General features: G+C 67.0%; 25 protein-coding genes. 10 read left to right on the top strand and 15 right to left on the bottom strand.

What is annotated here, in order from left to right; translation table 11 throughout:
- Positions 1-123 precede the first annotated feature (123 nt).
- The 3 genes from KBY93_RS04530 to KBY93_RS04520 form a co-directional block, all read right to left on the bottom strand.
- On the bottom strand, positions 124-1,326 hold the full coding sequence (locus KBY93_RS04530; RefSeq protein WP_255093051.1) for an aminotransferase class V-fold PLP-dependent enzyme: 1,203 nt from the start codon (positions 1,324-1,326) through the stop codon (positions 124-126).
- A 29-nt stretch (positions 1,327-1,355) separates the two neighbouring features.
- On the bottom strand, positions 1,356-1,511 hold the full coding sequence (locus tag KBY93_RS04525) for a hypothetical protein (protein ID WP_255093050.1): 156 nt from the start codon (positions 1,509-1,511) through the stop codon (positions 1,356-1,358).
- Between the two features lie 787 nt (positions 1,512-2,298).
- Positions 2,299-2,457, bottom strand: coding sequence for a hypothetical protein (locus KBY93_RS04520; protein ID WP_255093049.1), 159 nt, complete (start codon positions 2,455-2,457; stop codon positions 2,299-2,301).
- Between the two features lie 396 nt (positions 2,458-2,853).
- On the opposite strand from KBY93_RS04520, the gene KBY93_RS04515 reads away from it, so the two are divergent.
- Entirely contained in the window at positions 2,854-5,232 is a 2,379-nt protein-coding gene (locus KBY93_RS04515; protein WP_255093048.1) for a phosphoketolase, read from the top strand.
- A 2-nt stretch (positions 5,233-5,234) separates the two neighbouring features.
- On the top strand, positions 5,235-6,341 hold the full coding sequence (locus KBY93_RS04510; protein WP_255093047.1) for an acetate/propionate family kinase: 1,107 nt from the start codon (positions 5,235-5,237) through the stop codon (positions 6,339-6,341).
- Here the strand turns inward: KBY93_RS04510 and KBY93_RS04505 are convergent.
- The 9 genes from KBY93_RS04505 to sppA form a co-directional block, all read right to left on the bottom strand.
- Positions 6,286-7,767 carry an AAA family ATPase gene (locus KBY93_RS04505; protein WP_255093046.1) on the bottom strand — a complete coding sequence of 494 codons (1,482 nt, stop codon included), beginning with the start codon at positions 7,765-7,767 and terminating at the stop codon, positions 6,286-6,288. The genes KBY93_RS04510 and KBY93_RS04505 overlap by 56 nt on opposite strands.
- On the bottom strand, positions 7,764-8,303 hold the full coding sequence (locus tag KBY93_RS04500; RefSeq protein ID WP_255093045.1) for a DUF177 domain-containing protein: 540 nt from the start codon (positions 8,301-8,303) through the stop codon (positions 7,764-7,766). The genes KBY93_RS04505 and KBY93_RS04500 overlap by 4 nt, the downstream gene beginning before the upstream one ends.
- Positions 8,303-9,439 (bottom strand): membrane protein insertase YidC, encoded by a 1,137-nt coding sequence (gene yidC, locus KBY93_RS04495; protein ID WP_255093044.1) that lies wholly within the window; start codon positions 9,437-9,439, stop codon positions 8,303-8,305. Before yidC ends, KBY93_RS04500 begins: the two co-directional genes overlap by 1 nt.
- A 120-nt stretch (positions 9,440-9,559) precedes the next feature.
- The gene (locus tag KBY93_RS04490) at positions 9,560-9,988 is read right to left on the bottom strand and encodes a PH domain-containing protein (RefSeq protein ID WP_255093043.1); all 429 of its coding nucleotides are present in this window, start codon (positions 9,986-9,988) and stop codon (positions 9,560-9,562) included.
- A complete protein-coding gene (locus KBY93_RS04485; RefSeq protein WP_255093042.1) occupies positions 9,985-10,374 on the bottom strand; it encodes a ribonuclease P protein component in 390 nt (129 codons plus the stop codon). Before KBY93_RS04485 ends, KBY93_RS04490 begins: the two co-directional genes overlap by 4 nt.
- A 26-nt stretch (positions 10,375-10,400) precedes the next feature.
- The gene (gene rpmH, locus KBY93_RS04480) at positions 10,401-10,538 is read right to left on the bottom strand and encodes a 50S ribosomal protein L34 (RefSeq protein ID WP_006170261.1); all 138 of its coding nucleotides are present in this window, start codon (positions 10,536-10,538) and stop codon (positions 10,401-10,403) included.
- Between the two features lie 53 nt (positions 10,539-10,591).
- Positions 10,592-11,224 (bottom strand): DUF2808 domain-containing protein, encoded by a 633-nt coding sequence (locus tag KBY93_RS04475; RefSeq protein ID WP_255093041.1) that lies wholly within the window; start codon positions 11,222-11,224, stop codon positions 10,592-10,594.
- A 104-nt stretch (positions 11,225-11,328) separates the two neighbouring features.
- Positions 11,329-11,709 carry a chorismate mutase gene (gene aroH, locus KBY93_RS04470; protein WP_255093040.1) on the bottom strand — a complete coding sequence of 127 codons (381 nt, stop codon included), beginning with the start codon at positions 11,707-11,709 and terminating at the stop codon, positions 11,329-11,331.
- A complete protein-coding gene (sppA, locus tag KBY93_RS04465; protein WP_255093039.1) occupies positions 11,706-12,518 on the bottom strand; it encodes a signal peptide peptidase SppA in 813 nt (270 codons plus the stop codon). The genes aroH and sppA overlap by 4 nt, the downstream gene beginning before the upstream one ends.
- A 53-nt stretch (positions 12,519-12,571) precedes the next feature.
- On the opposite strand from sppA, the gene KBY93_RS04460 reads away from it, so the two are divergent.
- The 3 genes from KBY93_RS04460 to KBY93_RS04450 all read left to right on the top strand — a co-directional run bounded on the left by KBY93_RS04460 (position 12,572) and on the right by KBY93_RS04450 (position 16,510).
- Positions 12,572-13,543 carry a DMT family transporter gene (locus KBY93_RS04460; RefSeq protein WP_255093038.1) on the top strand — a complete coding sequence of 324 codons (972 nt, stop codon included), beginning with the start codon at positions 12,572-12,574 and terminating at the stop codon, positions 13,541-13,543.
- Positions 13,540-14,631: a glycosyltransferase gene (locus tag KBY93_RS04455; RefSeq protein ID WP_255093037.1), complete on the top strand. Its 1,092-nt coding sequence runs from the start codon at positions 13,540-13,542 to the stop codon at positions 14,629-14,631. Before KBY93_RS04460 ends, KBY93_RS04455 begins: the two co-directional genes overlap by 4 nt.
- Positions 14,632-14,716: 85 nt before the next feature.
- Positions 14,717-16,510: a glycosyltransferase family 39 protein gene (locus KBY93_RS04450; protein WP_255093062.1), complete on the top strand. Its 1,794-nt coding sequence runs from the start codon at positions 14,717-14,719 to the stop codon at positions 16,508-16,510.
- A gap of 8 nt (positions 16,511-16,518) precedes the next feature.
- On the opposite strand, the gene KBY93_RS04445 is transcribed toward KBY93_RS04450, so the two are convergent.
- The gene (locus KBY93_RS04445) at positions 16,519-17,037 is read right to left on the bottom strand and encodes a DUF721 domain-containing protein (protein ID WP_255093036.1); all 519 of its coding nucleotides are present in this window, start codon (positions 17,035-17,037) and stop codon (positions 16,519-16,521) included.
- Between the two features lie 90 nt (positions 17,038-17,127).
- Here KBY93_RS04445 and KBY93_RS04440 point away from each other — a divergent pair, with 90 nt between their 5' ends.
- The 5 genes from KBY93_RS04440 (at position 17,128) to KBY93_RS04420 (ending at position 21,527) form a co-directional block, all read left to right on the top strand.
- Positions 17,128-17,901 (top strand): PspA/IM30 family protein, encoded by a 774-nt coding sequence (locus tag KBY93_RS04440; RefSeq protein ID WP_255093035.1) that lies wholly within the window; start codon positions 17,128-17,130, stop codon positions 17,899-17,901.
- Between the two features lie 74 nt (positions 17,902-17,975).
- Entirely contained in the window at positions 17,976-18,296 is a 321-nt protein-coding gene (locus tag KBY93_RS04435; RefSeq protein ID WP_255093034.1) for a thioredoxin domain-containing protein, read from the top strand.
- Positions 18,283-19,512, top strand: a complete 1,230-nt coding sequence (locus KBY93_RS04430) for an aminotransferase class I/II-fold pyridoxal phosphate-dependent enzyme (RefSeq protein WP_255093033.1) — start codon at positions 18,283-18,285, stop codon at positions 19,510-19,512. Before KBY93_RS04435 ends, KBY93_RS04430 begins: the two co-directional genes overlap by 14 nt.
- 7 nt (positions 19,513-19,519) lie before the next feature.
- Positions 19,520-20,278 carry a biotin--[acetyl-CoA-carboxylase] ligase gene (locus KBY93_RS04425; protein ID WP_255093032.1) on the top strand — a complete coding sequence of 253 codons (759 nt, stop codon included), beginning with the start codon at positions 19,520-19,522 and terminating at the stop codon, positions 20,276-20,278.
- A gap of 67 nt (positions 20,279-20,345) precedes the next feature.
- Positions 20,346-21,527 carry a M23 family metallopeptidase gene (locus tag KBY93_RS04420; RefSeq protein ID WP_255093061.1) on the top strand — a complete coding sequence of 394 codons (1,182 nt, stop codon included), beginning with the start codon at positions 20,346-20,348 and terminating at the stop codon, positions 21,525-21,527.
- 36 nt (positions 21,528-21,563) lie between these two features.
- On the opposite strand, the gene KBY93_RS04415 is transcribed toward KBY93_RS04420, so the two are convergent.
- Both KBY93_RS04415 and KBY93_RS04410 read right to left on the bottom strand, forming a co-directional pair.
- Positions 21,564-22,295 carry an ABC transporter ATP-binding protein gene (locus tag KBY93_RS04415; RefSeq protein WP_255093031.1) on the bottom strand — a complete coding sequence of 244 codons (732 nt, stop codon included), beginning with the start codon at positions 22,293-22,295 and terminating at the stop codon, positions 21,564-21,566.
- On the bottom strand, positions 22,292-23,857 hold the full coding sequence (locus tag KBY93_RS04410; protein ID WP_255093030.1) for an NAD(P)H-quinone oxidoreductase subunit N: 1,566 nt from the start codon (positions 23,855-23,857) through the stop codon (positions 22,292-22,294). The genes KBY93_RS04415 and KBY93_RS04410 overlap by 4 nt, the downstream gene beginning before the upstream one ends.
- Between the last annotated feature and the right edge of the window lie 23 nt (positions 23,858-23,880).

Here is a 23,880-nt window from a genome sequence, read left to right as displayed (position 1 = left end):
GGAATTCAGAAGGAAAGCTGAGATTCGGGCCGACGTATCTACCGTAAGCCACTGGTCAATAGCGAAAAGGGCTAGTCCAACCACCGGATAAGATCGTGGCTGCGCACGATCTATCCTTGTTCGTTAGGCCAGGGCATCAAGCAGCAACTCCACCTCTTCTTCGGTGGTGGTGATGTGGGTGCAGGCCCTGAGGCAATGGGGATCGTCGAGGGTGCGCAACCAGATGGCCCGCTGCCCCAGCTGGTGCACCAGCTCCCCTGGATTCGCTCCATCCACCACGAAGCTCACCAGTCCCGCAGGTGGCGGCACGTCCAGAAGGGGATTCACCCCCGGCAGCTGGCCAAGCCCCTGCCAGAGCTGGTGGCTGCGCGCCTGGATCAGCTCCAGCCGTTGCGGCGCCGGCGCCACCGCCTCCAGCAGCTGCAGGGACCGTTTCAGGCCCGCCAGCAGCGGAGCGCAGGAGGTGGCCACTTCGAAGCGCCGGGCATCGTGGTGCCAGGCACTGCTGGCGTCGCTTCCCCCAGCAATGTTCTCGTTGGCAAGGCTGCGCCAGCCGCCCATCGTGGGCTGCGACTCGTGGAGCAGGCGTTCCGAGAGCGCTACACCGCCCAGTCCCTCGGGGCCACAACACCACTTGTGACCGGTGAAGGCGTAGATGTCGGCCACGGATGCCGCACCTGCGCCAAAGGCTTCAGCCCCGCGCTCGGCCAGCGGCAAGCTGCCCACCGACTGGGCCGCATCCACCAGCAGCCAGGGCCGACGCGGGTGCTCCCCCAGCCGCTGGGCCACAGCCGCAATCGGCATCAACTGACCGGTGTTCCAGAGCAGGTGGGAGAGCACCACCAGGCGTGTGGTTGGGGTGAGGCTGTTCTCGAGGGCCTCCAGCACGGAGGCATTGCTGCTGGTCAGGTCGCCCCGCAGGGCCTTCACCTGCAGGGTGGAGATCGTCAGCTTTTCGCGGCGGGCGAGCTCACGGCAGGCGGCCACTACGCCCGGATGCTCGCAATCGCTGATCAGCAGCTCATCGCCCGCCTGCCAGGGCAAGCCCCACAGGGGCAGCACACAACCACTGGTGACGTTCTCGGTGAGGGCAAGGCGCTCGGGCGGCACCCCGCAGAGCGCGGCCAGCGAACCCCGCAGCCCCCTTGTCTCCAGCTCCAGCCAGGGCCAGATGTCGGCGGTGAAGGGCCCCAGCTCCTGGATCCGCTCCCAGCTGGCGGTGATCGCCTGCAGCGAGGGCGTGGGCAGCGGCCCCTGGCCTCCGTAGTTGAAGTAGGTCTTGTTGGCCAGGGCGGGCATCAGATCCCGCAACTGAACTGGGGTCATGGCCTGCCGGGCTGGATTGTGGTCGCTCGTCACAGGTCGGAGGTGATGGGCTGAAAGCATCGCAGCCGGAACAGGACGCCTGGATCAGTAACCCTCACGGCCAGGGGTCCCATCTGGCTGATCAGCTGCCGAAGCAGACGTTCTTCGTTGATGTCGTTGCGCCAGTCGCTCTGGGCATAGTCCACGCCCGCATTGTCTCGCCGCAGTGAAAATAATGATGTCCTTGAGTGTGAGGGTCCTGAACAGCTGAGCATGGATCAAGCGCCCTGAACGAAGCAGAGGCCGAGAGGTCTTGTTCTCATAGCTAAGGAGACCCAAGGGCTTCACCGAGAGAAGGCAGAGCCTGGGAAGGGTTCTGAGGTGGGAAGAGCTGCAACTCCGGCATTGATTCCTGCAGTTCCTCCGTGCTTTCTGGAGGCGAAGTTGATGAGCCGGAGTCATTGAAGAATGGGGCTCCTCCCTCAATCTGTTGACCGAAGCTGAGATCCATCGACCCAATCAGAAAGATGCTGAGCATGAGACTGAACAGCAAGTTCAGAAATCGAGCCCTGGGGAGCCGCATGATCAACCTGCGGAGATCTTCCACCATAGGGGAGTAATCCCTGGCGCAGGCCGCCTGCCTGGCTGAAAAGATTCAGCGCGAATGAACTGTTTCTGGGTCGGTGGACTGCTGCGGCTCTCACGCTTGCCTCTGTGGTCGGTTCATGAGCCGAAAATGGCCATTCCCGATTCCAGATTCGTTATTGCAGATTCGTCAGGAGCGGCTGGAAATGGGTTGCATCGATTGCCATGATGTTTTCCATCGACTGGTCTGGGGCTGACTGACTCCTCACGGAGCGGCTCAAGCAACTCGACACCAACGGGGATGGCCTCAGCAGGCCGCGAGGATGGTTTGCCCCATCACACTGTCAAGCCCGCTCGGAGTTCCGAGCGGGCTATTGGAAGCTTGGTGCTTAACGAAATCTGTGCCTGTCAGAGCACCTGACCCACCATCACCGCTGCCACGGCGGAGAAGAGGGTGATGCCGAGGGCGGTGAGGGGATTCTGTCCCTGGGCCACGGCGAAGCTGGTGACGACACCAGCCCCAAGGCAGGCGACGACGATCTGGGTGGCGGTTGAGGGACGATCCACAGGACAGGGCACAACTGATGAGTAACGTAGGGAGCCCTTTTGAAGGCACCAGCGGGGATCAGGGTTTTCGTTACCGGCGGTTGGGCTTCGTAACAGGGCGAAATCGTCCGGGCGCCGCCGGCTCAACCAGGTTCGCTGACGGATGGTGGCGATCTGGGGGGTTGTGGAGGGCATCCCAACGCCAAGCTGGAGGTTATCCAGGCGTTGCTGGAAGACGCCCGTGCCCTGGTCCCCGGACGGCGTCTGCTCAGCTTCGACTGGGAGTGAGACGAACCTGGGGCAGGCCGAGGCCTGCCGTCGCTGTGCTGACTCACTGCTGTCAGGGTCGATACACCTCGCGTTGGCAAAGCCCAAGGCTCATGTGAGCCTGCACTGAACAGGCGATGGGCATCAGGCATGGCTATGGATCACGAGCAGGAACTCCAGCTTCTCGATGCCTGGTGGCGTGCCGCCAACTACCTGGCGGTGGGGATGATCTATCTGCGGGATAATCCGCTGCTGGCCGAGCCGCTCCGGCCTGAGCACATCAAGGCCCGTCTGCTGGGGCACTGGGGATCCAGCCCTGGCCAGGCGTTCATCTGGGCCCATGCCAACCGGGTGATCCGCCACCACGATCTGGAGATGATCTACCTGTCGGGGCCAGGACATGGAGCCCCCGGCGTGCTTGGCCCCACCTACCTCGATGGCAGCTACAGCGAGGTCTATCCCGACAAGTCGCAGGATGCGGGCGGGATGCAGCGCTTCTTCAAGCAGTTCTCGTTCCCGGGCCACATCGGCTCCCACTGCACCCCCGAAACTCCGGGTTCGATCCATGAGGGCGGTGAGCTCGGCTACGTGCTCTCCCATGCCTGCGGCGCCGTTTTCGACAACCCCGATCTGATCGCGCTGGCCTGCGTGGGAGATGGCGAGGCCGAGACCGGCCCCCTGGCCACCTCCTGGCACATCAACAAATTCCTCAACCCGATCAGCGACGGCGCCGTGCTGCCGGTGCTGCACCTCAATGGCTACAAGATCGCCAACCCCACCCTGCTGGCTCGCATCCCCAGGGAGGAGCTGGTGAACCTGATGCGGGGCTACGGCTGGGATCCGATTCTGGTGGAGGGGAGTGAGCCGGAGGAGATGCACCGTGCCATGGCCGCCGCCATGGACCAGGCCATCGCCACCATCCTGCGGGTGCGCCAGGACTGCCGCCAGAGCGGAGAGGCCGTGCGGCCTGCCTGGCCGATGATCGTGCTGCGCTCCCCCAAGGGTTGGACAGGCCCCCGCGAGCTCAACGGCAAGAAGCTGGAGAACTTCTGGCGTGCCCACCAGGTGCCCCTGCCGGCACCGAACAAGGATCCCCAGCAACTGACCATGCTCCACGACTGGCTGCGCAGCTACCGCCCCGAGGAGCTGTTCGACGCCAACGGCACCCTCAGGCCCGAGCTGCAGGCCCTCTCACCGACGGGCGCGCGGCGGATGGGCTCCAGCCCCCATTCCAATGGCGGCCGGTTGCGCCGCAGTCTTCGGCTCGCACCGATCGAGGACCATGCCGTGCACATCGAGCGGCCAGGCCAGAGCGAGCACGAGAACACCGCACCTCTGGGAGCCCTGCTGCGCGACACCATCTTGCGCAACCCCGACTCCCTGCGGGTGTTCGGCCCCGATGAAACCGCCTCCAACCGGCTGCAGGCCATATATGAGGTGAGCAAAAAAGTGTGGATGGAGGAGTTCCTCCCTGAAGACCTCAATGGCAGCGAACTGGCCCGCGAGGGACGGGTGGTGGAGATGCTCTCCGAGCACACCCTGGTCGGAATGATGGAGGGCTATCTGCTCACCGGCCGCTACGGCTTCTTCCACACCTATGAGGCCTTCGCCCACGTGATCGCCTCGATGTTCAACCAGCACGCCAAGTGGCTGGAATCCTGCAAGCTCCATGCCACCTGGCGTGCGCCGATCGCGCCCTGGAATTGCCTGATCTCCTCCACCGTCTGGCGCCAGGATCACAACGGCTTCACCCATCAGGACCCTGGCTTCATCGACCTTGCCGGCAACAAGAGTGGCGATGTGGTGCGCGTCTACCTGCCTGCCGATGCCAACTGCCTGCTGGCGGTGGCGGAGGAGGCACTCGTGGAAACGAACGTCTGCAACATCATCGTTTCCGACAAGCAGAAGCATCTCCAGTACCTCACCCTTGAGGAGGCCCGCAGTCACGTGGCCAAGGGTATCGGTCTCTGGGGCTGGGCCAGCAACGATGACCAGGGAGATGAACCCGATGTGGTGATGGCATGCGCCGGCGACATCCCCACCAAAGAAGTGCTGGCGGCGGTGGAGATCCTCCACGGTGAGGTTCCCAAGCTGCGTATCCGGGTGATCAATGTGGTGAAGCTGTTCGCCCTGACCCAGCCGAGCGAGCACCCCCATGGGCTCTCGGATCGGGATTTCGACAGCCTGTTCACCACCAACAAACCGGTGATCTTCAACTTCCACGGCTACCCGTGGCTGATTCACCGGCTCACCTACCGCCGCACCAACCACCCCAACATTCATGTGCGGGGCTACAAGGAGAAGGGCAACATCAACACGCCGCTGGAGCTGGCGATGAACAACCAGATCGACCGCTTCAACCTGGTGATCGATGTGATCGACAGGGTGCCTGGCCTCGGCTCCCGCGCCGCCCACGTCAAGGAGCGGATGAAGGAAGAGATCCTCGGCCACCGCCGCTATGCCCACACCCACGGCATGGATTCTCCCGATGTGACCGGCTGGCGCTGGTCCTTGCCAAGCCCGCACTAGGGATGAACGCCCGGGAATCGGTGCTGGTGCTGAACGCGGGCAGCTCCAGTCTCAAGGCGGGGCTGTTCTCGGCGGATGGCCGCTGCCAGTGGCGCGAGCAACGCAGCTGGCAGCCGGCCTCCGGCACCATGGAGGAGGTCCTCGACGGCTGGCTGCCAGCCGCCCTGGATTCCTGGAATGGGGAACCGCTATTGGCGGCCCACCGGGTGGTCCATGGCGGTGAGCGCTTCACCGCCCCCACCCTCTTGAGCTCCCCGGTGCTGGACGCTCTGGAGGCCATGATCGCCCTGGCACCGCTGCATAACGGACCTGCCCTGGCCGTTATGCGCTGGCTGAGCCGCTGGAATCCCCAGTTGCCCCAGTGGGCCTGCTTTGACACGGCCTTCCACAGCACCCTGCCGCCGGAGGCCCGCACCTATGCCCTGCCGGCGGCCTGGCGGGAGCAGGGTCTGCGCCGTTTCGGTTTTCACGGCCTCAACCATCAGCACGTGAGCGAAACCGTCAGCCATCGTTGGTCTGACAAGCCCCACTCCCCTCCTCGGCCGTTGCGGCTGATCAGTTGCCACCTCGGTGCCGGCTGCTCGCTCTGCGCCATCCGGGATGGCCGCAGTGTGGCCACCACCATGGGTTACACGCCCCTGGAGGGCCTGGTGATGGCCACCCGCAGCGGCTCGATCGACCCCGGTCTGCTGCTGCACTTGCTTCGCCAAGGGCTGACGCCCGAGCAACTGGAGCAGGGGCTGCAGGGGGCGAGTGGCCTGCTGGGGCTCTCCGGTGGCCTCAGCTCCGATATGCGCCAGCTGCGCCAGGCCGCCAGCGACGGTCACGACGGCGCCCGCCTCGCCCTTGCCGTGTTTCGCCACAGCCTGCTGGAGGGCATCGGGGCGATGGCGGCAAACCTGGGTGGTGTTGATGTGATCGCCCTCAGCGGCGGTATCGGTGAGCATGATCACGCCCTGCTGGCGGATCTTGAGTCGTCCCTGGGCTGGCTCGGGCCCATTGAGCTGGTGCGGGTCCCCGCCGATGAGGAGGGCCTGATCGCACGCGAGTGCCTCAGCGCAGCAGGCGGGATGCAGGTCGGGCCCGGCCGCTGCTGGCCCACTGCTTGAGCGCATCGAGCTGTTCGCGGGCCGTGCGCGAGAGGGGAACCAGGTCACTGGCGGCGGCGATCAGATCCGCCTCGCCGAATTCCCGGTGCACCGCAAAGGCCAGGTGCATCGCCTCCACCACCGTCTGCTCCAGTTCGGCACCGGAGAATCCCGCGGTGCGGTCCACCAGCACCTCGAGGGGAATGCGGTGCTCGGGGCGGCGGCGGCGCAGCTGCAGGTCGAGAATCGTGCGCCTTTCGGCGGCATCGGGCAGATCCAGCAGGAAGATCTCATCGAAGCGCCCCTTGCGCATCAGCTCCGGCGGCAGGCTCTCCACCCCGTTGGCGGTGGCCACAACGAACACCGCCGAGCGCTTCTCCGCCATCCAGGTGAGCAGGCTGGCAAGCACCCGCTGGCTGGTGCCGCCATCGCTGCGGCTGTCACCGCCGAATCCCTTGTCGATTTCGTCGATCCAGAGCACGCAGGGTGCCATGGCTTCGGCACGGCGAATCATGTCGCGGGTACGGGCTTCGCTGGCGCCCACCAGACCGGCGAACAGCCGCCCCACATCCAGGCGCAGCAGCGGCATGGCCCAGCTGTGGGCGATCGCCTTGGCGGTGAGTGACTTACCGGTTCCCTGGGGACCCACCAGCAACACTCCCCTTGGCAGGGGCAGGCCATAGGCGGCGGCCTCATCGCTGAAGGCCAGTCGCCGCTGCTCCAGCCAGTGCTTGAGCGCCTCCAGCCCGCCGATGTCGGCGGGGCTGGCCTCGGTGGGGCAATACTCCAGCAGCTCGCTACGGGCGATCGCCTGGCGCTTCTCCTCCAGCACCTCTGCCAGATCGGGCTCCCCCAGCTGGCCGCGCCGAGCCAGGGCCCGCGCCGCCACCTGACGGATGCGCTGTTCGCTCAGGCCGCTGCAGCAGTGGGTGAGCTGCTCGAGCACACCGGGGCTCAGGGGGTGGCCGCAGGCCTGAGCGATGCTCTCCAGCAGAGAGCTGATCTCACCGGCATCGGGCAGGGGCAGGTCCAGGATCGTGAGGCACTCTTCCAGTTCCCGCGGCACCTGCCATTCCGGGGCGGTGATCACCAGGGTGCGCGGTTTCTGGCGCAGGCTGGTGGCCAGGTTGCGTAGCCGGCGGCCGATGCCGGGGTCGTCGCAATAGCGGTGGAAATCGAGCAGCAGCAGGATCGCCGCCTGATCCGGGGGCAGGCTATCGATTGCCTCCAGGGCTCCCATTGGATTGCGGGTGGCCTCACCCTCGCGGTTCGGCAGCCCCTGGAGCCCCTCGACGAAATCCCAGCGCAGCAAGGTGCGCTGGCCCAGGCGCTGGGCGGCGCGCTGGAGCAGAGCAGCGATGCGCTCCTCCTCGGGGCTGCGAATCCAGAGGATCGGCGCGCGGGCACGGATCAGCAGATCAAGCTGGTCGGCCCACTCCTCGCTCATCGCCACTGGCGCAGGGCCGACCAGCGGGGATCGATGGGGTCTCCCCCGCCGGCCGTGGAGGAGGCTTCCTGTCTGGCCTCAGGTTGTTCTGGCAGGTCCGGTCCGGGGCAGCCCGGGCCGCAGTCGTTCCGCAAGGGCAGCTGAAGGCTGAGTTGCTCAAACAGCCACCGGGCCGGATCGAAGCTGCCGCGGGGATCGAGAGCCTCGATCAGCTCGCTTGCGTCGAGGTCATCGCCAAGTTGATCGGCCTCTCCGAGCCAGAGTCGCTCCTCCCCCCGGAAGTGCAGGGTGTGGTTGTAGGTGCTCAGGCAGCGGTCGCAGCAGAGGGTGACGATGGTTTCGGCTTCCCCCTCCACCTCCAGCACGGGCTCACCGTGGCGGACGCTCAACCAACCCCTCACCGGAGTGAGGCTCTCGAGATCCTCCAGCTGCTGGTCGACAGCCCACAAGCGTGGTTCCTGCAGCAGGCGGAGCTCCTGCAGGGGCACGGGCCGCAGCAGGGATGGTTCAGGCAACGGCGAGGGACGCCGCGTCATCACTTCTTGCCCTTGGGCTCAAATGGCAGCCGCTCAGACCCACCGGTGCTGGCGGCAACCGCCACCGTCTGCTGGGCGAGCTGTTGATCGAGGATGTCCTGAAGGTTCTCAGGCAGGGCCTCCCGGCTGAGCAGGAAGGTCTGCAGGCCCTGGAAGATGTTGGCAACCACCATGTAGAGCAACACCCCCGCGGGCAGAGGGAAGAACAGGAACATTCCGGTGATCATCACCGGCGTGATCTTGTTGGCCGTTGATTGCTGAGGATTCGGCGGCATCCCAGCCCCCGAGAGGATCTGGGAGATGAACAGGCTGGCTCCGAAGGCCCCCACCAGGATGGCGATGTCCCAGTTGATCGCCCCGTCGGTGTAGAAGCCCACCTGACCAAGGGCCTTGATGAACAGGAATCCACTGCGAGCCGCCAGGCCGGGCACCGTTGCTTCCACCGTGGCATCACCAGGGGCGATCGCCTCGATCAAGCCTGACTCGCTAACCCGCACCACGCCTTCGCCTTTGCTGACGCGCCAGGCCGGTGTGTACTTCGAGCCGTTCTCCACGCCCTCGAGCACGCTGCTGAAGGGTTGCCCGTCCTTGGTGTGCAGGTTGACCTGGGCTGAGTCGCCGATGCCCAGCTTGGTGCCGGCCTCAAGGCTGGCAACGACGGGCACATGGCTGGTTTCGGTGATGAAGATCGAGTGACTGGCACTGTTGAACGGTTTGATCTCCACCGCAGCGATCTGATCGGCCGGTAACACCTTCAGATTGAGGGTGTAGGGCACATCGGCGAAGGGTGAGCCGCGCAGGGTGGCGAAAAGGGCGAACAGGATCGGCATCTGCACCAGCAGGGGCAGACAGCCGGCCAGGGGGCTGCCGAACTCCTTCATCAGCTTGCCCAGTTCCTCCTGTTGTTTCTGGGGGTTGCTGGCGTACCGGCTCTTGATCTCAGCCTGACGCTTCTGCATCACGGGCTGAGCGATGCGCATGCGCCGGGCACTGCGGATCGAGCCTGCGCTCAGGGGGAAGAGGGCCAGCCGGATCACCACGGTGAGGGCGATGATCGCCAGCCCGTAACTCGGCACCAGCCCATAGAAAAAGTCGAGGATGGGCAGCAGCAGGTTGTCGGAGATGTAGCCGATCACAGCGGGGAGGCGGCGGAAGGGTGAGGGTTTGGACCAGTGTGCCCGAGCAGCCGATCGGAGTGCCGCCGATGCGGGGAAATCCCGTCCGGAGGCCTCGAACTGGCGGACTGTTCCTGGGGGTCAGGCACTGGCCGCCTGGGAGTCGGCGAATCCCTTGTTTTCGGCTGGGGCCTTGGCGCCGCCACGGCGGGCCATCTGCTCGAGGATGTAGGCCTCGGTTTCACGGAAGCGAGGCATGGAGCGCATCTCGAGCTTGGCCCCGTCGGTGAGTACCAGCACCATGTCGCCCCAGGCGCCGAAGCCCCGGGGCACCGAGCGCACTTCCTGCACCTGGCTGTAGACCACCTGGGTCCGGTCACGGCCCAGCCAGCCACCGCTGACCGAAATCCGCCGGCTGGTGATCCGGAAGCGCAGCCAGAGGGCCCGCACGATCGCGCCGACCGCGAAGGGGATGCCGATCAGGGTGAGGCCGAAGAGCAGGTTGAACAGCAGATCTCCCCGAGCCGGTCCCCCTTCGTAGAACGTGGTCTCGGTCACCTCGATGGTCATCGACTCAGGCCTGCCTTGCGGAACAGCTCGGAACATTCTCCCAGCAAGGCCTCGGGGCTGGCCTCAACGCAGCAGGGCTTGAGGCTGAGCAGCAGCCACAGGCCGTTGGGGTCGGCGGGCCAGTGACCGCAGTGCTCGTTCAGCCAGCCGTGCAGCAGGCGCCTGAGCCGGTTGCGCCGTACTGAACGCTTGCTCACTTTGGTGCTCACCACGACGGCGCAGCGGCAACCCTGTAGCGGCACCTGGCCCAGGGGAGCACGCAGGAGCGAGGGCTCGCCGACGACGGAGCGAAGCACCAGGTACGTGCCGTGAAAACGGCGGCCCTTGCGGTAGAGGTGATCAAAGGCTTTGTCGCCCCGCAGGCGCAGATCCCTGGGCAGGGCCATAGGGCTGGGAAGCTCCCTGCAAGGCCTCAGACGGCCAGGCGAGCACGTCCGCGGCGACGGCGGGTGCGGATCACGCGGCGGCCGGTGTGGGAACGCATCCGTACGCGGAATCCCGACACCCGCTTGCGCTTGCGACTCGTTCCTTCCAGGGTTCGCTTGGTCATGGTGCGTCTCGGCGTCTGGCCTGTTCTCGATCTGTCAACTTACCAGCCAGGGGTCAATCGATCCCCGGATCGATCTGGATCAGCCAGCTGCCCAGGTAGCCGCCGAATGGCACATCGCCAGGTGCCTGGGCCAGAGCATTGAACTGGTACATGCCGATGTTGAATGGATTGAAGATCGACATGAACACGCCGATGGTGCCATCAACGGGCACAGGCCGTTCCGGGAATATCTCGATCGACTTGCCGTTGGCATTCACTTCAATAACGGCAGGAATCGTTTCCTTGCAGCGGGTACGGGAGAGCATCCCGCCTTCCTTCATCATGCAGAGCTTGATGTCTTTGGGATCGATTTTTGTATCGAAGTTATCTGGAACTGAAATGGTGAGCTTGAGCATGGCCGTCTTGCGATCCTTTGGCCTCAGGATCAGGTAGTAATCGGATCGCTTCAGCCGCGAGGTGTCGGTCATGAAGAAATAGAGCCGCCGGTAGTCCTTGTTGTTATCCCAGCGGAACTCCAGCAGCCCGGGGGTGCCCTGGGCCAGGCTTGCCACCGGAGCGATTCCGGCGCCAGCACCGGCCATCAAGGTCCCCAGGCCCATGCCCGCGGCAGCCATCAGCAGGCCGGTGCGTCTGGGCAGGGAGGGCGTCAGTCGGCGCAGCCGTTGTTGCAGGGTCGGAAGGGTCATGGAGAGTGGATCAGGAGTGGCCGGCGCAAGCGGGCCCGGGTGTTGTCTGGATTGTCGGCCGGCGCCATCGGGGCCAGCCCCTCGTGGGGGCAGCGGCACAGCTGTCAGTTGTGACCGGATCTGTCCGGCCGCAGCCGGGCCGCCTCCCTCAGGTAGGGGTGCAGGGGCTGCCTGCCTGGCTCCATCCAGGCGTGTGCCAGCAGGCGAATGCAGCGGGGCAGGTCGCCGGCCACGGCCATCTGCTGACAGTCGAGCAGCGCCACTCCGTCCCAGCCGGGCTGCCGTCGGGCGATGGCCGCTGGGAACCCGGCGTCGAGATCGGCGGTCACTGAAAAGGTCACCGACAACACCAACGCTCCACTGAGGCCGTTGCCATCGATCAGGTTGGCGAGCAATTCGCTCACCGCCTCCTCGATGGCGCCCGTGGTGTTGGATGTGGCGGTGGTGGCGCCCCTCAGCGCCCGCAACTCCCTGTCCTCGTTCATGGCCGCCAGAGCCACAGCGGCTGGCCGCACCAGGCCAGCTCCAGGCTGAGGGCCTGCTGCAGACCTCCCAGCAGGTTCCGGCCGGGGATCAGGCCCGCCAGCCGCTTCTGGGGTTTGCCGAACATCACAGGCCGGGTCTTCTCCTCATCCAGACCGGCCAGGCGAGCGGCCAGCCGCCGGGCGTGTTCCTCGTCGCCGAGTTCGTCGATCAACCCGAGCGCCAAGGCCTGGGCACCGCTGAACACCCTTCCGTCGGCGAAGCCGCGCACCACGCTGTCGCTCAGTCCGCGGCCCTGGGCCACCGCCTCGACGAACTGGCCGTAGCTGGAGTCGATCAGACCCTGCAGCAGCTCCCGTTCATCGGCGGTCAGGGCCCGGTCAGGCGAGAGGATGTCCTTGTAGAGGCCGCTCTTGACGGTCTCGAAGCTGATGCCGATGCGCTCCAGCAGCTTCGAAATGTTGTTGCCGCGCAGGATCACGCCGATCGAACCCGTGATCGTGCCCGGGTTGGCCACGATCTTTTCGGCGGCCACCCCCACATACACGCCTCCGGAGGCGGAGATATTCCCGAAGCTGGCCACCACGCGGCAGCCCTTGCTGCGCAGGCGACCGATGGCCGCATGGATCTCCTGGCTGTCGCCCACGGTGCCGCCGGGGCTGTCGATGCGGAGCAGCAGCGCAGGGAATTCCCTGTCCTCCACTTGCCGGAGGGCTCTCACCACCCGCTCCCGGGTCGGGCCGGCGATCGCCCCCTCGATCACGATCCTCGCCATGCTCTTGCGGGACTTGCGGCGCCAGGGCCAGGGCATGCGATGCAGATCGATGTCGCTGGATCTTAAAAAGGTCACCGACGACCGTTTCGATGACGCCCCAGCTGCGATGGCTGTTGATGCTGCTGCCCTTCGCCCTCTGGGGCACGGCGATGGCGGCGATGAAACCCCTGCTCGAGTCAGCCGGCCCGCTCACGATCGCCTGGATGCGCCTGCTGCCGGCAGCCCTGGCGGTGCTGGTGGTGGCGCGGCTGCAGGGGCGTTCCCTGGCGGTGGCGGCCTCTGATCGCCTCTGGCTGCTGGCCTTCGCCCTGGTGGACGGCACCCTGTTTCAAGGGCTGCTGGCCCGGGGTCTGGAGAGCACCGGTGCGGGTCTGGGCTCGGTGCTGATCGACTCCCAGCCCCTGCTGGTGGCCCTGCTGGCCCGCAGCCTCTTCGGTGAGGCCATCAATCCGGTGGGCTGGTCGGGTCTGCTGCTGGGTCTGGCCGGCATCGCCTGCCTGGGCCTGCCGGCGCCGCTGCTGCGGCACTGGTGGCTGGATGGACCGGAGGCCCTGGGATTGCATCCCTGGAGCCATGGCGAGACCTGGATGCTGGGGGCGGCGGTGGCCATGGCGGTGGGAACCGTGCTCTGCCGCTATGCCAGTCGCGGCAGCGATCCGGTGGCCGTCACCGGCTGGCACATGCTTATCGGTGGGGTGCCCCTGCTGATCGGATCGTTGGGCGTCACTCGGCTGGATCCCGCCGCGGCGCCCTTCTGGCCTGCCTGGAGCCCCCTGGAGTGGGGGCTGATGGCCTATGCCAGCCTGCTGGGCAGCGCCCTGGCTTACGGATTGTTCTTCTGGTTCGCCAGCCGCTGCGACCTCACCGGCTTCACCGCGCTGACCTTTCTCACGCCCGTGTTCGCCCTGCTCTGCGGCCTGCTGCTGCTGGAGGAACGGCTGCGGCCGCTGCAGTGGTTCGGCTCGGTCCTGGCGCTTGGCTCGGTGCTGCTGATCAACCAACGCCAGCGGCTCTGGCGCCCGGCGCTGCCCGAACCGGAACCGCCGTGCCTGACGCCATGACGGCCCCCTGGAGCCTGCTCGTGGTGAGCACGCCGGTAGGAACGCTCGGCTCAGGTGCTGGCGGCGGGGTGGAGCTCACGCTCGAGAGCCTGGTGGCCGGTCTGCTCGGCCGCGGTCACCAGCTCACGGTGCTGGCCGCCGAGGGGTCGCGGCTTTCCAGCAGCTGCCAGGCCGCCCGCCTCTGGACGGCGGCCGGCGTCGATCAGCCCAGCTGGCAGCACCAGCTTCGTGACGCCCCCGTTCAGATTCCCGCTGCCGGTTTGCTGCCGGCCATCTGGCAGCAGGTGCATGCTCGCCAGGGGCAGTTCGATGCGGTGTTGAACCTTGCCTACGACTGGCTGCCCTTCTGGCTCACCCCCCTGCTGCGCACGCCGCTGTTCCACCTGGTGAGCATGGGCTCGGTGGCGACCGTGATGGATGAGGTGATCGAGGCGGTGGCCCTGAGTGACCTGCGCCGGCTGGCCTTTCACAGCAGGGCCCAGGCCAGCGACTTCCGCCTGCCCGCCCCGCCGCTGGTGGTGGGCAATGGCTTCGACCTGTCGGCCTACAGCTTCCGCGAGCGGCCGGATCCCGAGCCCCTGCTCGGCTGGGCTGGCCGCATCGCGCCTGAGAAGGGGTTGGAGGACGCTGCGGCGGTGGCGGCCAGCCTGGGTGAGCGGCTGCTGGTCTGGGGGGTGCGTGAGGACCCGACCTACGCCGCCGCTGTGGAGGCTTCGGTGCCCTCAGGCACCATCGAATGGCGTGGTTTCCTGCCTACCAGTGCCCTGCAGGCGGAGCTGGGCCGCTGCCGGCTGCTGCTGAACACGCCCAAGTGGAACGAGGCCTTCGGCAATGTGGTGGTCGAGGCGATGGCCTGTGGCGTGCCTGTTGTGGCCTACGCCCGTGGCGGCCCCGGCGAACTGATCGTGCCGGGTGTCACCGGGGTGCTGGTGCCCCCCGACGATGTGGCCGCCCTGACGCTGGCGGCGCGGGGCGCGGCGGGGCTGGAGCGCTCCGCCTGCCGCCGCTGGGTGGAGCGCCACGCCTCCAGGGAGGCCTTCGCCGAGCGGATCGAGACCTGGATCCAGGAGGGTCTGCGCCCGGCCTAAGTTCGCAGCGACTCAGGCTCCACCCGTGTCCCCGTCCCCTTCCCGTTCCCCGGATGGGGGTCAACGTGCCACTGGTAGTTGGGCGGTGCTCGGCCTGATCCTGGTGCTGGGCATCGCCCTGTTCCTCTGGCAGCTCGGCGCCACAGGGCTGGTGGATGAGACACCTCCCCTGTTCGCCGCTTCCGCCCGGGCCATGGCCGAAACCGGCCAGTGGCTGATTCCCCACGTCAATGGACTGCCGCGCTACGACAAGCCGCCGCTGATCTACTGGCTGATGGGAGTGGGCTATGCGATCCCCGGCCAGGAGCAGTGGAACCCCCTGGGCACCTGGGCCGCTCGTCTGCCCTCGGCCCTGTCGGTGATCGCCGTGATGCTCAGCCTGGGTTACACCCTGCTGCGCTGGCCACAGTCGAGCGGCGGGCTGCGCTCCGCCTGCACCGCCCTCGGGGCTGCTCTGGCCTTTGCCCTCTCGCCCTTGATCCTGCTCTGGGGGCGGATCGCCGTCAGCGATGCCCTGCTCACCGGCTGTCTGGCAGTGTCGCTGCTGCTGTTCTGGCAGAGCTGGGCTGAGCCGCGTCGAGCGGTCTGGTCCGCCTGGATCGTGCTCGGCCTGGCGGTGCTCGCCAAGGGGCCGGTGGCCCTGGCCCTTGCGGCCCTGACCCTGCTGGGGTTCGGGCTCAGCCAGCGCCGCCTGGGGGCGCTCTGGCGACGGCTGCGGCCCCTGCCGGGTCTGGCACTCACCGCTCTGGTGGCCCTGCCCTGGTACCTGGCGGCTCTTGCGCTGGAGGGCGAGCCGTTCTGGGCCAGCTTCTTCGGCTACCACAACGTGCAGAGATTCACCTCGGTGGTGAACCAGCACCTCCAGCCCTGGTGGTATTTCGCGCCGGTGCTGCTGCTGGCCGGCCTTCCCTTCACTCCCCTGCTCCTGCTCGGCCTGTTCAGGGCCCTTGGCCGCTGTTGGCGCCGCAGGCGTGGGCCGGTGGCCCCCGCTGCCGCCTTGCTCGAGCCCGCCGGCTCCCTGGCCAGCTACGCCGCCTGCTGGCTGCTGGCCGTGCTGATCTTCTTCACCCTGGCCGCCACGAAACTTCCCAGCTACTGGCTGCCGGCCACACCCGCCGCCGGCCTGCTGGTCGCCCTCACCGCCGCCGAAGGCGGTAGGGCCAGCCGCTGGGCCCTGGGGGCCTCCGTGGCGCTGATGGCGGCGCTCACCCTGGTCCTGGCGCTCTCGCCCCGCTGGATTCCCCTGATCAACGATCCGGAGATGCCCACCCTGCCGGCGGAGTTGCTGGCCAGTGGCCTGGTGCTGCGGGCGGCGGTCTGTTTTGCCCTGGCCACCCTGGCCGGGATCTGGCTCTGCTGGACGCCGAAGCCGCGGCCCTGGGGGCTGGTGCCAGCCCAGCTGGCCCTGGTGCTGTTTCACCTGCTGGCGGTCCTGCCGATGTGGAATCTCGGGGACCGGGTGAGGGGGCTGCCGGTACGGACGGTGGCCCAGCAGGTTCGGCTGCAGCGCCTGGGCTCCGAGCCCCTGGCGATGGTGGGAATCCTCAAACCGTCGCTGCACTACTACACCCGTCAGGTGGTCCTCTACGAGGGGATATCCCGCACCGCGCTGGTGAACCTGGCCGACCGCCTCGAGCGGGAACACCGCCTGGGTCTGAGCCCCAGCTCCGTTGAGGTTCAACCCACCGTGCTGGTGGTGATCGATCAGGGCACGGCCAGGAAGCCCCACTGGCAGGGCCTCGCTCCAGTCGAGCTGGGCCGCTCTGGGCTGTACCGGCTCTGGCGCCTCGATAGGGGCCGGCTCCAGCGACGGGCCGCTGAGCTGCGGGCCGTTGGAGTGGCGCCCACCTGGCAGCTGCCGGTGCCCGAGCGTTACTGACCTCCGGCCTACTCCAGGTTGCGGTGGCAAAGGCCGCAGTGGCCCCAGCGGGCCAGTTCACCGGCTGGGGCGGGGCTGCAACAGGCCGGGCAGAGTCCCAGCCCATGCACGTCCACCCGGCTGGGATGGGCGGCCCAGACCTGGGCGATGTCCTCACTGCCCGGCAGCCTGGCGGCATGGACCTGGTGTTGACGAAAGCGCAGGTCGCGGACGGGAAAACCGGACCCCCTCAAGGCGCCCAGCAACTGATGGCGGTTGTAGCGGAGGGCCTGCAGCCATTGGGGATGCTGGGCGCCCACGGTCAGCACGCCGCCGCGGAGACTGAGAGGGCGGCAGTGGGGGGCGAGCTGGTCGCCGGCGATCCGAGGCCAGGCCTGCCACAGGGCGGCCAGGCTGCCGGCCCGCCGCCACTCCTGCTGGATCTGATCCAGGCAGGAGCCCACAGCAACGATCGGCGCCGGAGGTGCCGGCATCAGCACGCTCACGTTGCCGATCCGGCGCACCTGGTCCTGCGGAGCCTTGGCCATGGCCTGAGATTAGGGAGTGAGGGTGCGGGCAACCGTCCGTGTTCCGGTGAGCCACAGCGGCTACCCTCCGAGTTGCCCCCACCTCGACCCATGGGCTTCTTCGACCGGCTCAGCCGCCTGCTGCGGGCCAACCTCAACGATCTGGTCAGCAAGGCCGAGGATCCTTCCAAGATCCTGGATCAGTCCGTGGCGGACATGCAGTCCGACCTGGTGAAATTGCGCCAGGCGGTGGCCACCGCGATCGCCAGTCAGAAACGGCTTCAGAACCAGGCGGAGCAGGCGGACTCCCAGAGCAAGTCCTGGCTGAACAAGGCCGAGCTGGCTCTCAAGGAGAACAGGGAGGATCTGGCCCGCGAGGCCCTCAGCCGCCGCAAGACGTACCAGGACACCGCCACGGCTCTCAATGCCCAGCTCAACAGCCAGGCCGGTCAGGTGGAAACGCTCAAGAAGAGCCTGACCGCCCTTGAGGGCAAGATCGCCGAGGCGAAGACCAAGAAGGACATGCTCAAGGCCCGCTCCCAGGCGGCCCAGGCTCAGGAGCAGCTTCAGAGCGCCGTGAGCGGCCTGGGCACCAACAACGCCATGGCCGCTTTCGAGCAGATGGAGGAGAAGGTGCTGCAGCAGGAGGCCCGCAGCCAGGCGGCTGCCGAGCTGGCCGGCGCCGATCTCGAAAGCCAGTTCGCGGCCCTTGAAGGCACCGACGTTGACGACGAGCTCGCCGCTCTGAAGACCCGCCTCGAGGGAGGCGCCCATCCGATCTCCCTGCCGGTCGATAACGGCCCTGTTCCCCAGCTCGAACCGGTGAAGGTGGCTGAGGTGGACGCAGAGCTCGAGGAACTGAAACGCTCGATCGACAAGCTCTGAGCCCAGCCAGGAGGATCTGATCTCCCTGGCGACCCCGGCCGGCTCCATACAATCCAGTCAGCTGAACCGGGTCCGTGGCCGTTGCTGTTTTCACCGATGCCAACTTTGAGGCTGACGTGCTTGCCGCCCCCGGCACGGTTCTGGTGGATGTGTGGGCCAGCTGGTGTGGCCCCTGCCGGCTGATGGCTCCCCTGATGGACTGGGCCGCGGCCGAGTACGGCGGTCTGCTGCTGGTTGGCAAACTCGAAGCTGATCCGAATCCCAAAGTCCGCGACAGCCACAGGATCCAGGGTCTTCCCACCCTCATCCTGTTCCGCGACGGCAAGGAACTGGCTCGCCACGAGGGCGCCATGGCCAAGCCCCAGCTCAAGGCCTTCCTTGATGCCCATCTCTGAACGGGTCACCCGCCTGGGTCAGGGGGTCTTCGCACGCAACGACCAGCGCAAGATCGCCTACAGCGAGGGTCTGCTGAATCCGGAGCGGCCCCCCGGCCGCCCCACTCTGCTGGATCTCTCCCTCGGCTCCACCGACCTGCCCCCTCCGGCGGTGGCGCTGGAGGCCATGGCCGCGGCCATGAAACTGCCCAGCAGCGCCTCTTACTGCCTCCACGGCGCCACCCTGCCGTTCCGGGAGGCAGTGGCGGCCTGGGCCGGGCGCCGCTTCGGCGTGGCCGTTGACCCTGAGGCTGAGGTCCTGCTGCTGGTTGGCTCCCAGGAGGGCACGGCCCACCTGCCCCTGGCAGTGCTGAACCCCGGCGAGCCGGCCCTGCTGCTGGATCCTTACTACCCCTCTCACCACGGTGGGCTGCAGCTGGCCTCAGCCCGCACCGAGTTGCTGCCCCTGCGCGCCGACCAGGGCTGGCAGCCCCAGTTCGAGGCGATCTCCCCGGCCGTCTGGGATCAACTGAGGCTGATGGTCCTCGGCTTTCCCCACAACCCAACCGCCACGGTGGGAGAGCAGGAGTGGCTGGATCAGGCCGTCGCGCGGGCCCGGCGCCATGGCTTCGTGCTCGCTCATGACAACCCCTATGTGGACCTGGCCCTCGAGGGCGAGGCACCGGCGCTGCTGCGCAATCCCCACTGGCGCAGCTGCGGCATTGAGTTCTTTTCCTTTTCCAAGAGCTGGTGCCTGGGTGGCTTCCGCCTGGCCTTCGCCATCGGCGCCGAGCCCCTGATCACAGCCCTGCGCCAGCTCAAGGGCGTGGTGGATTTCAACCAGTCGCTGGCCCTCCAGGCCGGGGCGATAGCTGCCCTGGAAAAGGCGCCCCAGTGGCCGGCGCAGCTGCGGGAGGTGTATCGGCTGCGCCGCGACCGCATGGCGGCGGCCCTGGAGGCCCAGGGCTGGCCGTTGCAGCGGCCAACGATGGCGCTCTACCTCTGGCTGGGCCTGCCGGAGGTGGCCCGGGCCCGGGGTCTCGATTCGGAGTCGTTCTGCGCGGCCCTGCTGGAGGCCACCGGCGTGGCGCTGACCCCCGGCAACGGCTTTGGCCCCAGCGGCGAGGGCTGGATGCGACTGGCGCTGGTGCATCCGGTGGAGGAGCTGGAGGCGGGCGCCGAGCGGATTGGCGAGTGGCTGCGCCGCCTCGATGATGCACTGAGCCCCAGCCATTGAGAAAGCCGTGATCGGCAGGGTTCAGGCGGCGCGACGACAAGCGTGCGCCACGCTGGGTCCGGACCTGCCGGCGCCGCGGCTGCCCTGGCGGCTTACGTGGTGGCCCTGCTGCGGCAGCACCGAGCAGCGGCTGGAGCAGGAACTGGCCTCCGGAGGCCAGCCACCACTGGCGGTGCTGGCCGGCCACCAGCGTTTCGGTCATGGCCAACGGGGGCGGCCCTGGATCTCCCCGCCGGGGGGGGTGTGGCTGAGCGCGGCCCTGCCCTGGCCGGCGGAGCCTGGTGCCAGCTCGGCGCTGGGGCTGGCCGTGGCGGTGGGCCTGGCCCTGCAGCTGGAAGCACTCGGTCTGACCGTTCAGCTCAAGTGGCCCAACGATCTGCTGGTGAATGGGCGCAAGCTGGCTGGCCTGCTGCCGCGCCTGAGCCTGCGGGGGCCAGCGATTCGCCTGGCCAGGGTGGGGGTCGGTCTCAATGGCCGCAACCGGGTGCCGGCCGGTGCCATCAGCCTGCGCGAGGCTCTCGGCCGTCAGACCACGGCCAGCGATGTGCCGGCCCTGACGGCTCGCGTGCTTGCCGCTCTGGAGTGGGCGGTGTTCCGCAGCACCAGCCCCGAACTGGTGCGCCGCCTGGCTGAGCGCCGCCTGCTGGTGCCCGCCGAGGGGATGACCTACCGCCAGGAACGCTGGCAGGTGGAGGGTCTGAGCGTGGCTGGCGGCCTGCTGCTTAGTCGCGCTGGCGAGCGGATTGTGCTCAGGCGCAGCTTCTGAGGGGCCCACTTGCCGAGGGGGTCAGTTGTGTGGCTGAACACAGGCAGAGTTTCTTATGCTCCTGCCAATCAACTCTGATTCCGGTTTGCGTCGCTACTCCTGGTACAACCGCCTGATGCTGGGCTCCCTGGTGCTGGTGTCAGCTCCCCTCAGCCTGGCTCAGTTGCAGCCTCCGGCAGAGCTGACGGCCCCTGTTGAGCCTGCTGCACCGGCCGCACCTCAGACCCTGGCTGCTCCGGCTGTGCCCCCCCCGGCGCCAGCTCCCCGCGCCCTTTCACCTCGCCTGGCCAACGATCCCCCGGCGCCGCTGAAGCCGAGTTTCGATCAGGTTCCCCAGGGCCGGCCTCGCCGCTTTGATCAGTCGCTTGACGAACTGGTTCGCCAGGGGGTCGTGACCCCTGCTGAGCGCAGCCGGGTTCAATCCTCCGGTGCCCTGCGGCCCGGGGAATTGCCTGCCCACCAACAGGCCTGCAGCAATGGCGCTCTCTCAGAGCAGGAGTGCCGCACCGGCGTGTCCGTGCGCTGGCGCGGGCGCAATCCCCTGGAGGAGGAGCGCCTCGACAACGGCGGCAAGACCAGTGGAACGCTGATGGCAGGCATGGGCCGCTTCGGCAGTGACGGCCTGCCCCTCCCTCCGATCACCGTGCCCGTCTCGGCTCTGCTCTCCGGTGCCGGCGGCAGTTTTCGCCTCAGTGATGTCTTCGGTGTGACCCCCCGCCCAGCTCCCCTGGCGGGCAATGGCAACCGGGGCCTGCTCTTTCCCCTGATCGGCTCCGCCGTCACCACCAGCGGCTTCGGCTGGCGATTGCACCCGGTGCTGGGCAGCTGGCTGATGCACGCCGGCAAGGATCTGGCAGCCCCGGAAGGCACCCCCGTGGTGGCAGCTCTCGCCGGGCGGGTGGTGAGCAGCGGTGTGGCGGGCGGTTACGGGCTGGCGGTGGAGATTGAGCACAGGAATCCCCTGCGCCGCACCCTCTATGGGCACCTCTCTGAGCTCTACGTCAAGGAAGGCGAACAGGTGAAGCAGGGCGCCGTGATCGGACGGGTGGGCAGCACTGGCCTGAGTACGGGTCCTCACCTCCATTTCGAACTGCGGCTGCCGGAGAACGGCGGCTGGGTGGCTGTGGACCCAGGCATGCTCGATCCCGGCGGTTCGGTGGTCGGTGGTCCCGATGCCATCGCTCTGCTGATGGGCCAGCTGTTGCAGAGCCTGGAGCGGCCTGTGGCCCCGGCCCCGGCGGCGGGCTGATTCGGCGTTTTGGTTGATCCTTGGTGAGTGGATCAATCAGTCGGCGATGCGGCCGTCGCGGAAATGCACAACCCGCTGGGCCCGCGCGGCCACGTCGTCTTCGTGGGTCACCAGCACCACAGTCATCCCCTGACGATGGAGGTCGTCGAAGATCTCCAGCACTTCCTGGGTGGTGTGGGAATCAAGTGCACCGGTGGGCTCATCGGCCAGCAGCAGGGCCGGCTGGTTGATGATCGCCCTGGCCACAGCCACCCGCTGTTGCTGGCCTCCTGAGAGTTCGTTGGGCTTGTTGCGCAGGCGCTGGGCCAGCCCAACCCTCTCCAGTGCAGCCACGGCCCGCTCACGACGCTCCTTGGCCGGGATGCCGGCATAGACCATCGGCAGGATCACATTGTCGAGCGCACTCATCTGGGGCAGCAGGTGGAACTGCTGGAACACGAAGCCGAGACTGCGGTTGCGCAAGTCCGCAAGGGCGTCGTCATCGAGTTGCTCCACTGGGGTTCCCCGCAGCAGGTAGCTGCCGGAGGTGGGGCGATCCAGGCAGCCGATGATGTTCATTGCTGTACTTTTCCCCGACCCTGAGGTACCCATCACGGCGAGATAGTCGCCGGGTTGGACCGTGAGGCAGAGGTCGTCGAGGGCCCTCACCTCCGTATCACCGGACCCGTAGATCTTGGTGATGTGCTCGAGGCGAGCAACCGGTTCTTGATCAGCCACCGGACTGGTGCCGGGCCGAGTTGAAGAGGCTGGGGCGCTCAGTCCGCTCATCCCAGGGCCGCGGCGGCGGCTTCGCTGGCCGCGATCGCGTGCTGGAGCATCGGCGTGCCCGCCACGGCGGCATTGGCCCAGGTGAACAACGGATTGGAGAGGACTCCACCGATGGCAGTCACCAGCACGCAGCCCACCAGCGCGGTCCGCAAGGGTTGCATTCCAGCGAGGTTCCAGCTGATCTCCGGATATGCTTTAACCACATCGGAGGCCTCTTGGGGTTCTTTCACCACCATCATCTTGATCACAGAGATGTAGTAGTAAATCGACACCACAGAAGTGATCAGTCCGACTACCACCAGGAGATATTGCTGATCGGCCCAGCCGGCGAAGAAGAGATAGATCTTGCCGAAGAATCCCAGCATCGGAGGGATTCCGCCCAGGGAGAGCAGGCAGAGGCTCAGGCCCAGGGTGATCAGGGGATCCTTCTGGTACAGACCGGCGTAATCGGAGATGCGGTCGCTGCCGGTGCGCAGGGAGAAGAGAATGATGCAGGCGAAAGCGCCCAGGTTCATGAACAGGTAGGCCGCCATGTAAAGCACCATGGCGGCGTAGCCGTCCTCGGTGCCGCAGACCAGGCCGATCATCACGAATCCGGCCTGACCGATGGAGCTGTAGGCCAGCATCCGTTTCATCGAGGTCTGGGCCAGTGCCACCACATTGCCCAGGGTCATGCTCAGGATCGCCAGCACCGTGAAGAGCACCTTCCACTGGGCATCGAAGCTCTCGAAGCAGCCGACCAGCAGTCGCAGGGCAAGGGCGAAGCCTGCTGTCTTCGAGCCCACCGAGAGGAAGGCCACCACAGGGGTCGGCGAACCCTCGTAGACATCCGGTGTCCACTGGTGGAAGGGCACCGCCGCGATCTTGAAAGCCACCGTGGCCAGAACGAACACCAGGGCCAGGGCCGTGACGGGGGTGGCGCTGGTCTGCAGGGCCAGACCCACCGCCTCCAGGCTGGTCTCGCCACCGGTGAGGCCGTAGAGCAGGGAGGCGCCGTAGAGGAACACCGCCGCTGCTGCTGAACCCACCAGCAGGTACTTGAGGGCGGCTTCCCCGGAGCGGGCATCCCGCTTCATGTACCCGGAGAGCAGATAGCTCGAGACCGACAGGGTTTCCAGCGAGATGAAGATGCTCACCAGATCGGTGGCACCGCAAAGGAACATGGCCCCCAGGGTCGCCGCCAGCAGGATCGCTGCGTACTCCCCAACAGGCGTGCCGCTGCGTTCCACATAGCGCCAGCTGATCAGCAAGGAGAGCAGGGTGGAGGCGGCAACGACGCCGCGGAAGGCGATCGCAAGGTTGTCGGCCAGGAACGATCCCATGAAGGAGGGCTCCAGTGGTGCATTCCACTGCAGGGCCAGCAGCACCAGGGCGGAGCCCAGCCCCGCGTAGCAGATGGGCGGCACCCAGCGGCTGGCGGCTTCCTCACCGGCCAGATCAACAAGGAGACAGACCAGCAGGGCCACCAGTACGGCGCTTTCAGGAGCAATGGCACCGGCGTTGAGCTGCAGAGCCGTGATGGCCGGAGCTCCCCCAGCGGTCAAGGCGCAAAACACCGTCATCACTGGTCTTCGGCAGGTCGTGA

Origin of the sequence: Synechococcus sp. J7-Johnson, assembly GCF_024345795.1 — a bacterium.
Lineage (GTDB): Bacteria > Cyanobacteriota > Cyanobacteriia > PCC-6307 > Cyanobiaceae > Regnicoccus_A.
The sequence above is the reverse complement of the archived record's forward strand: the minus strand, read 5'-3'. Positions and strand labels throughout refer to the sequence as shown.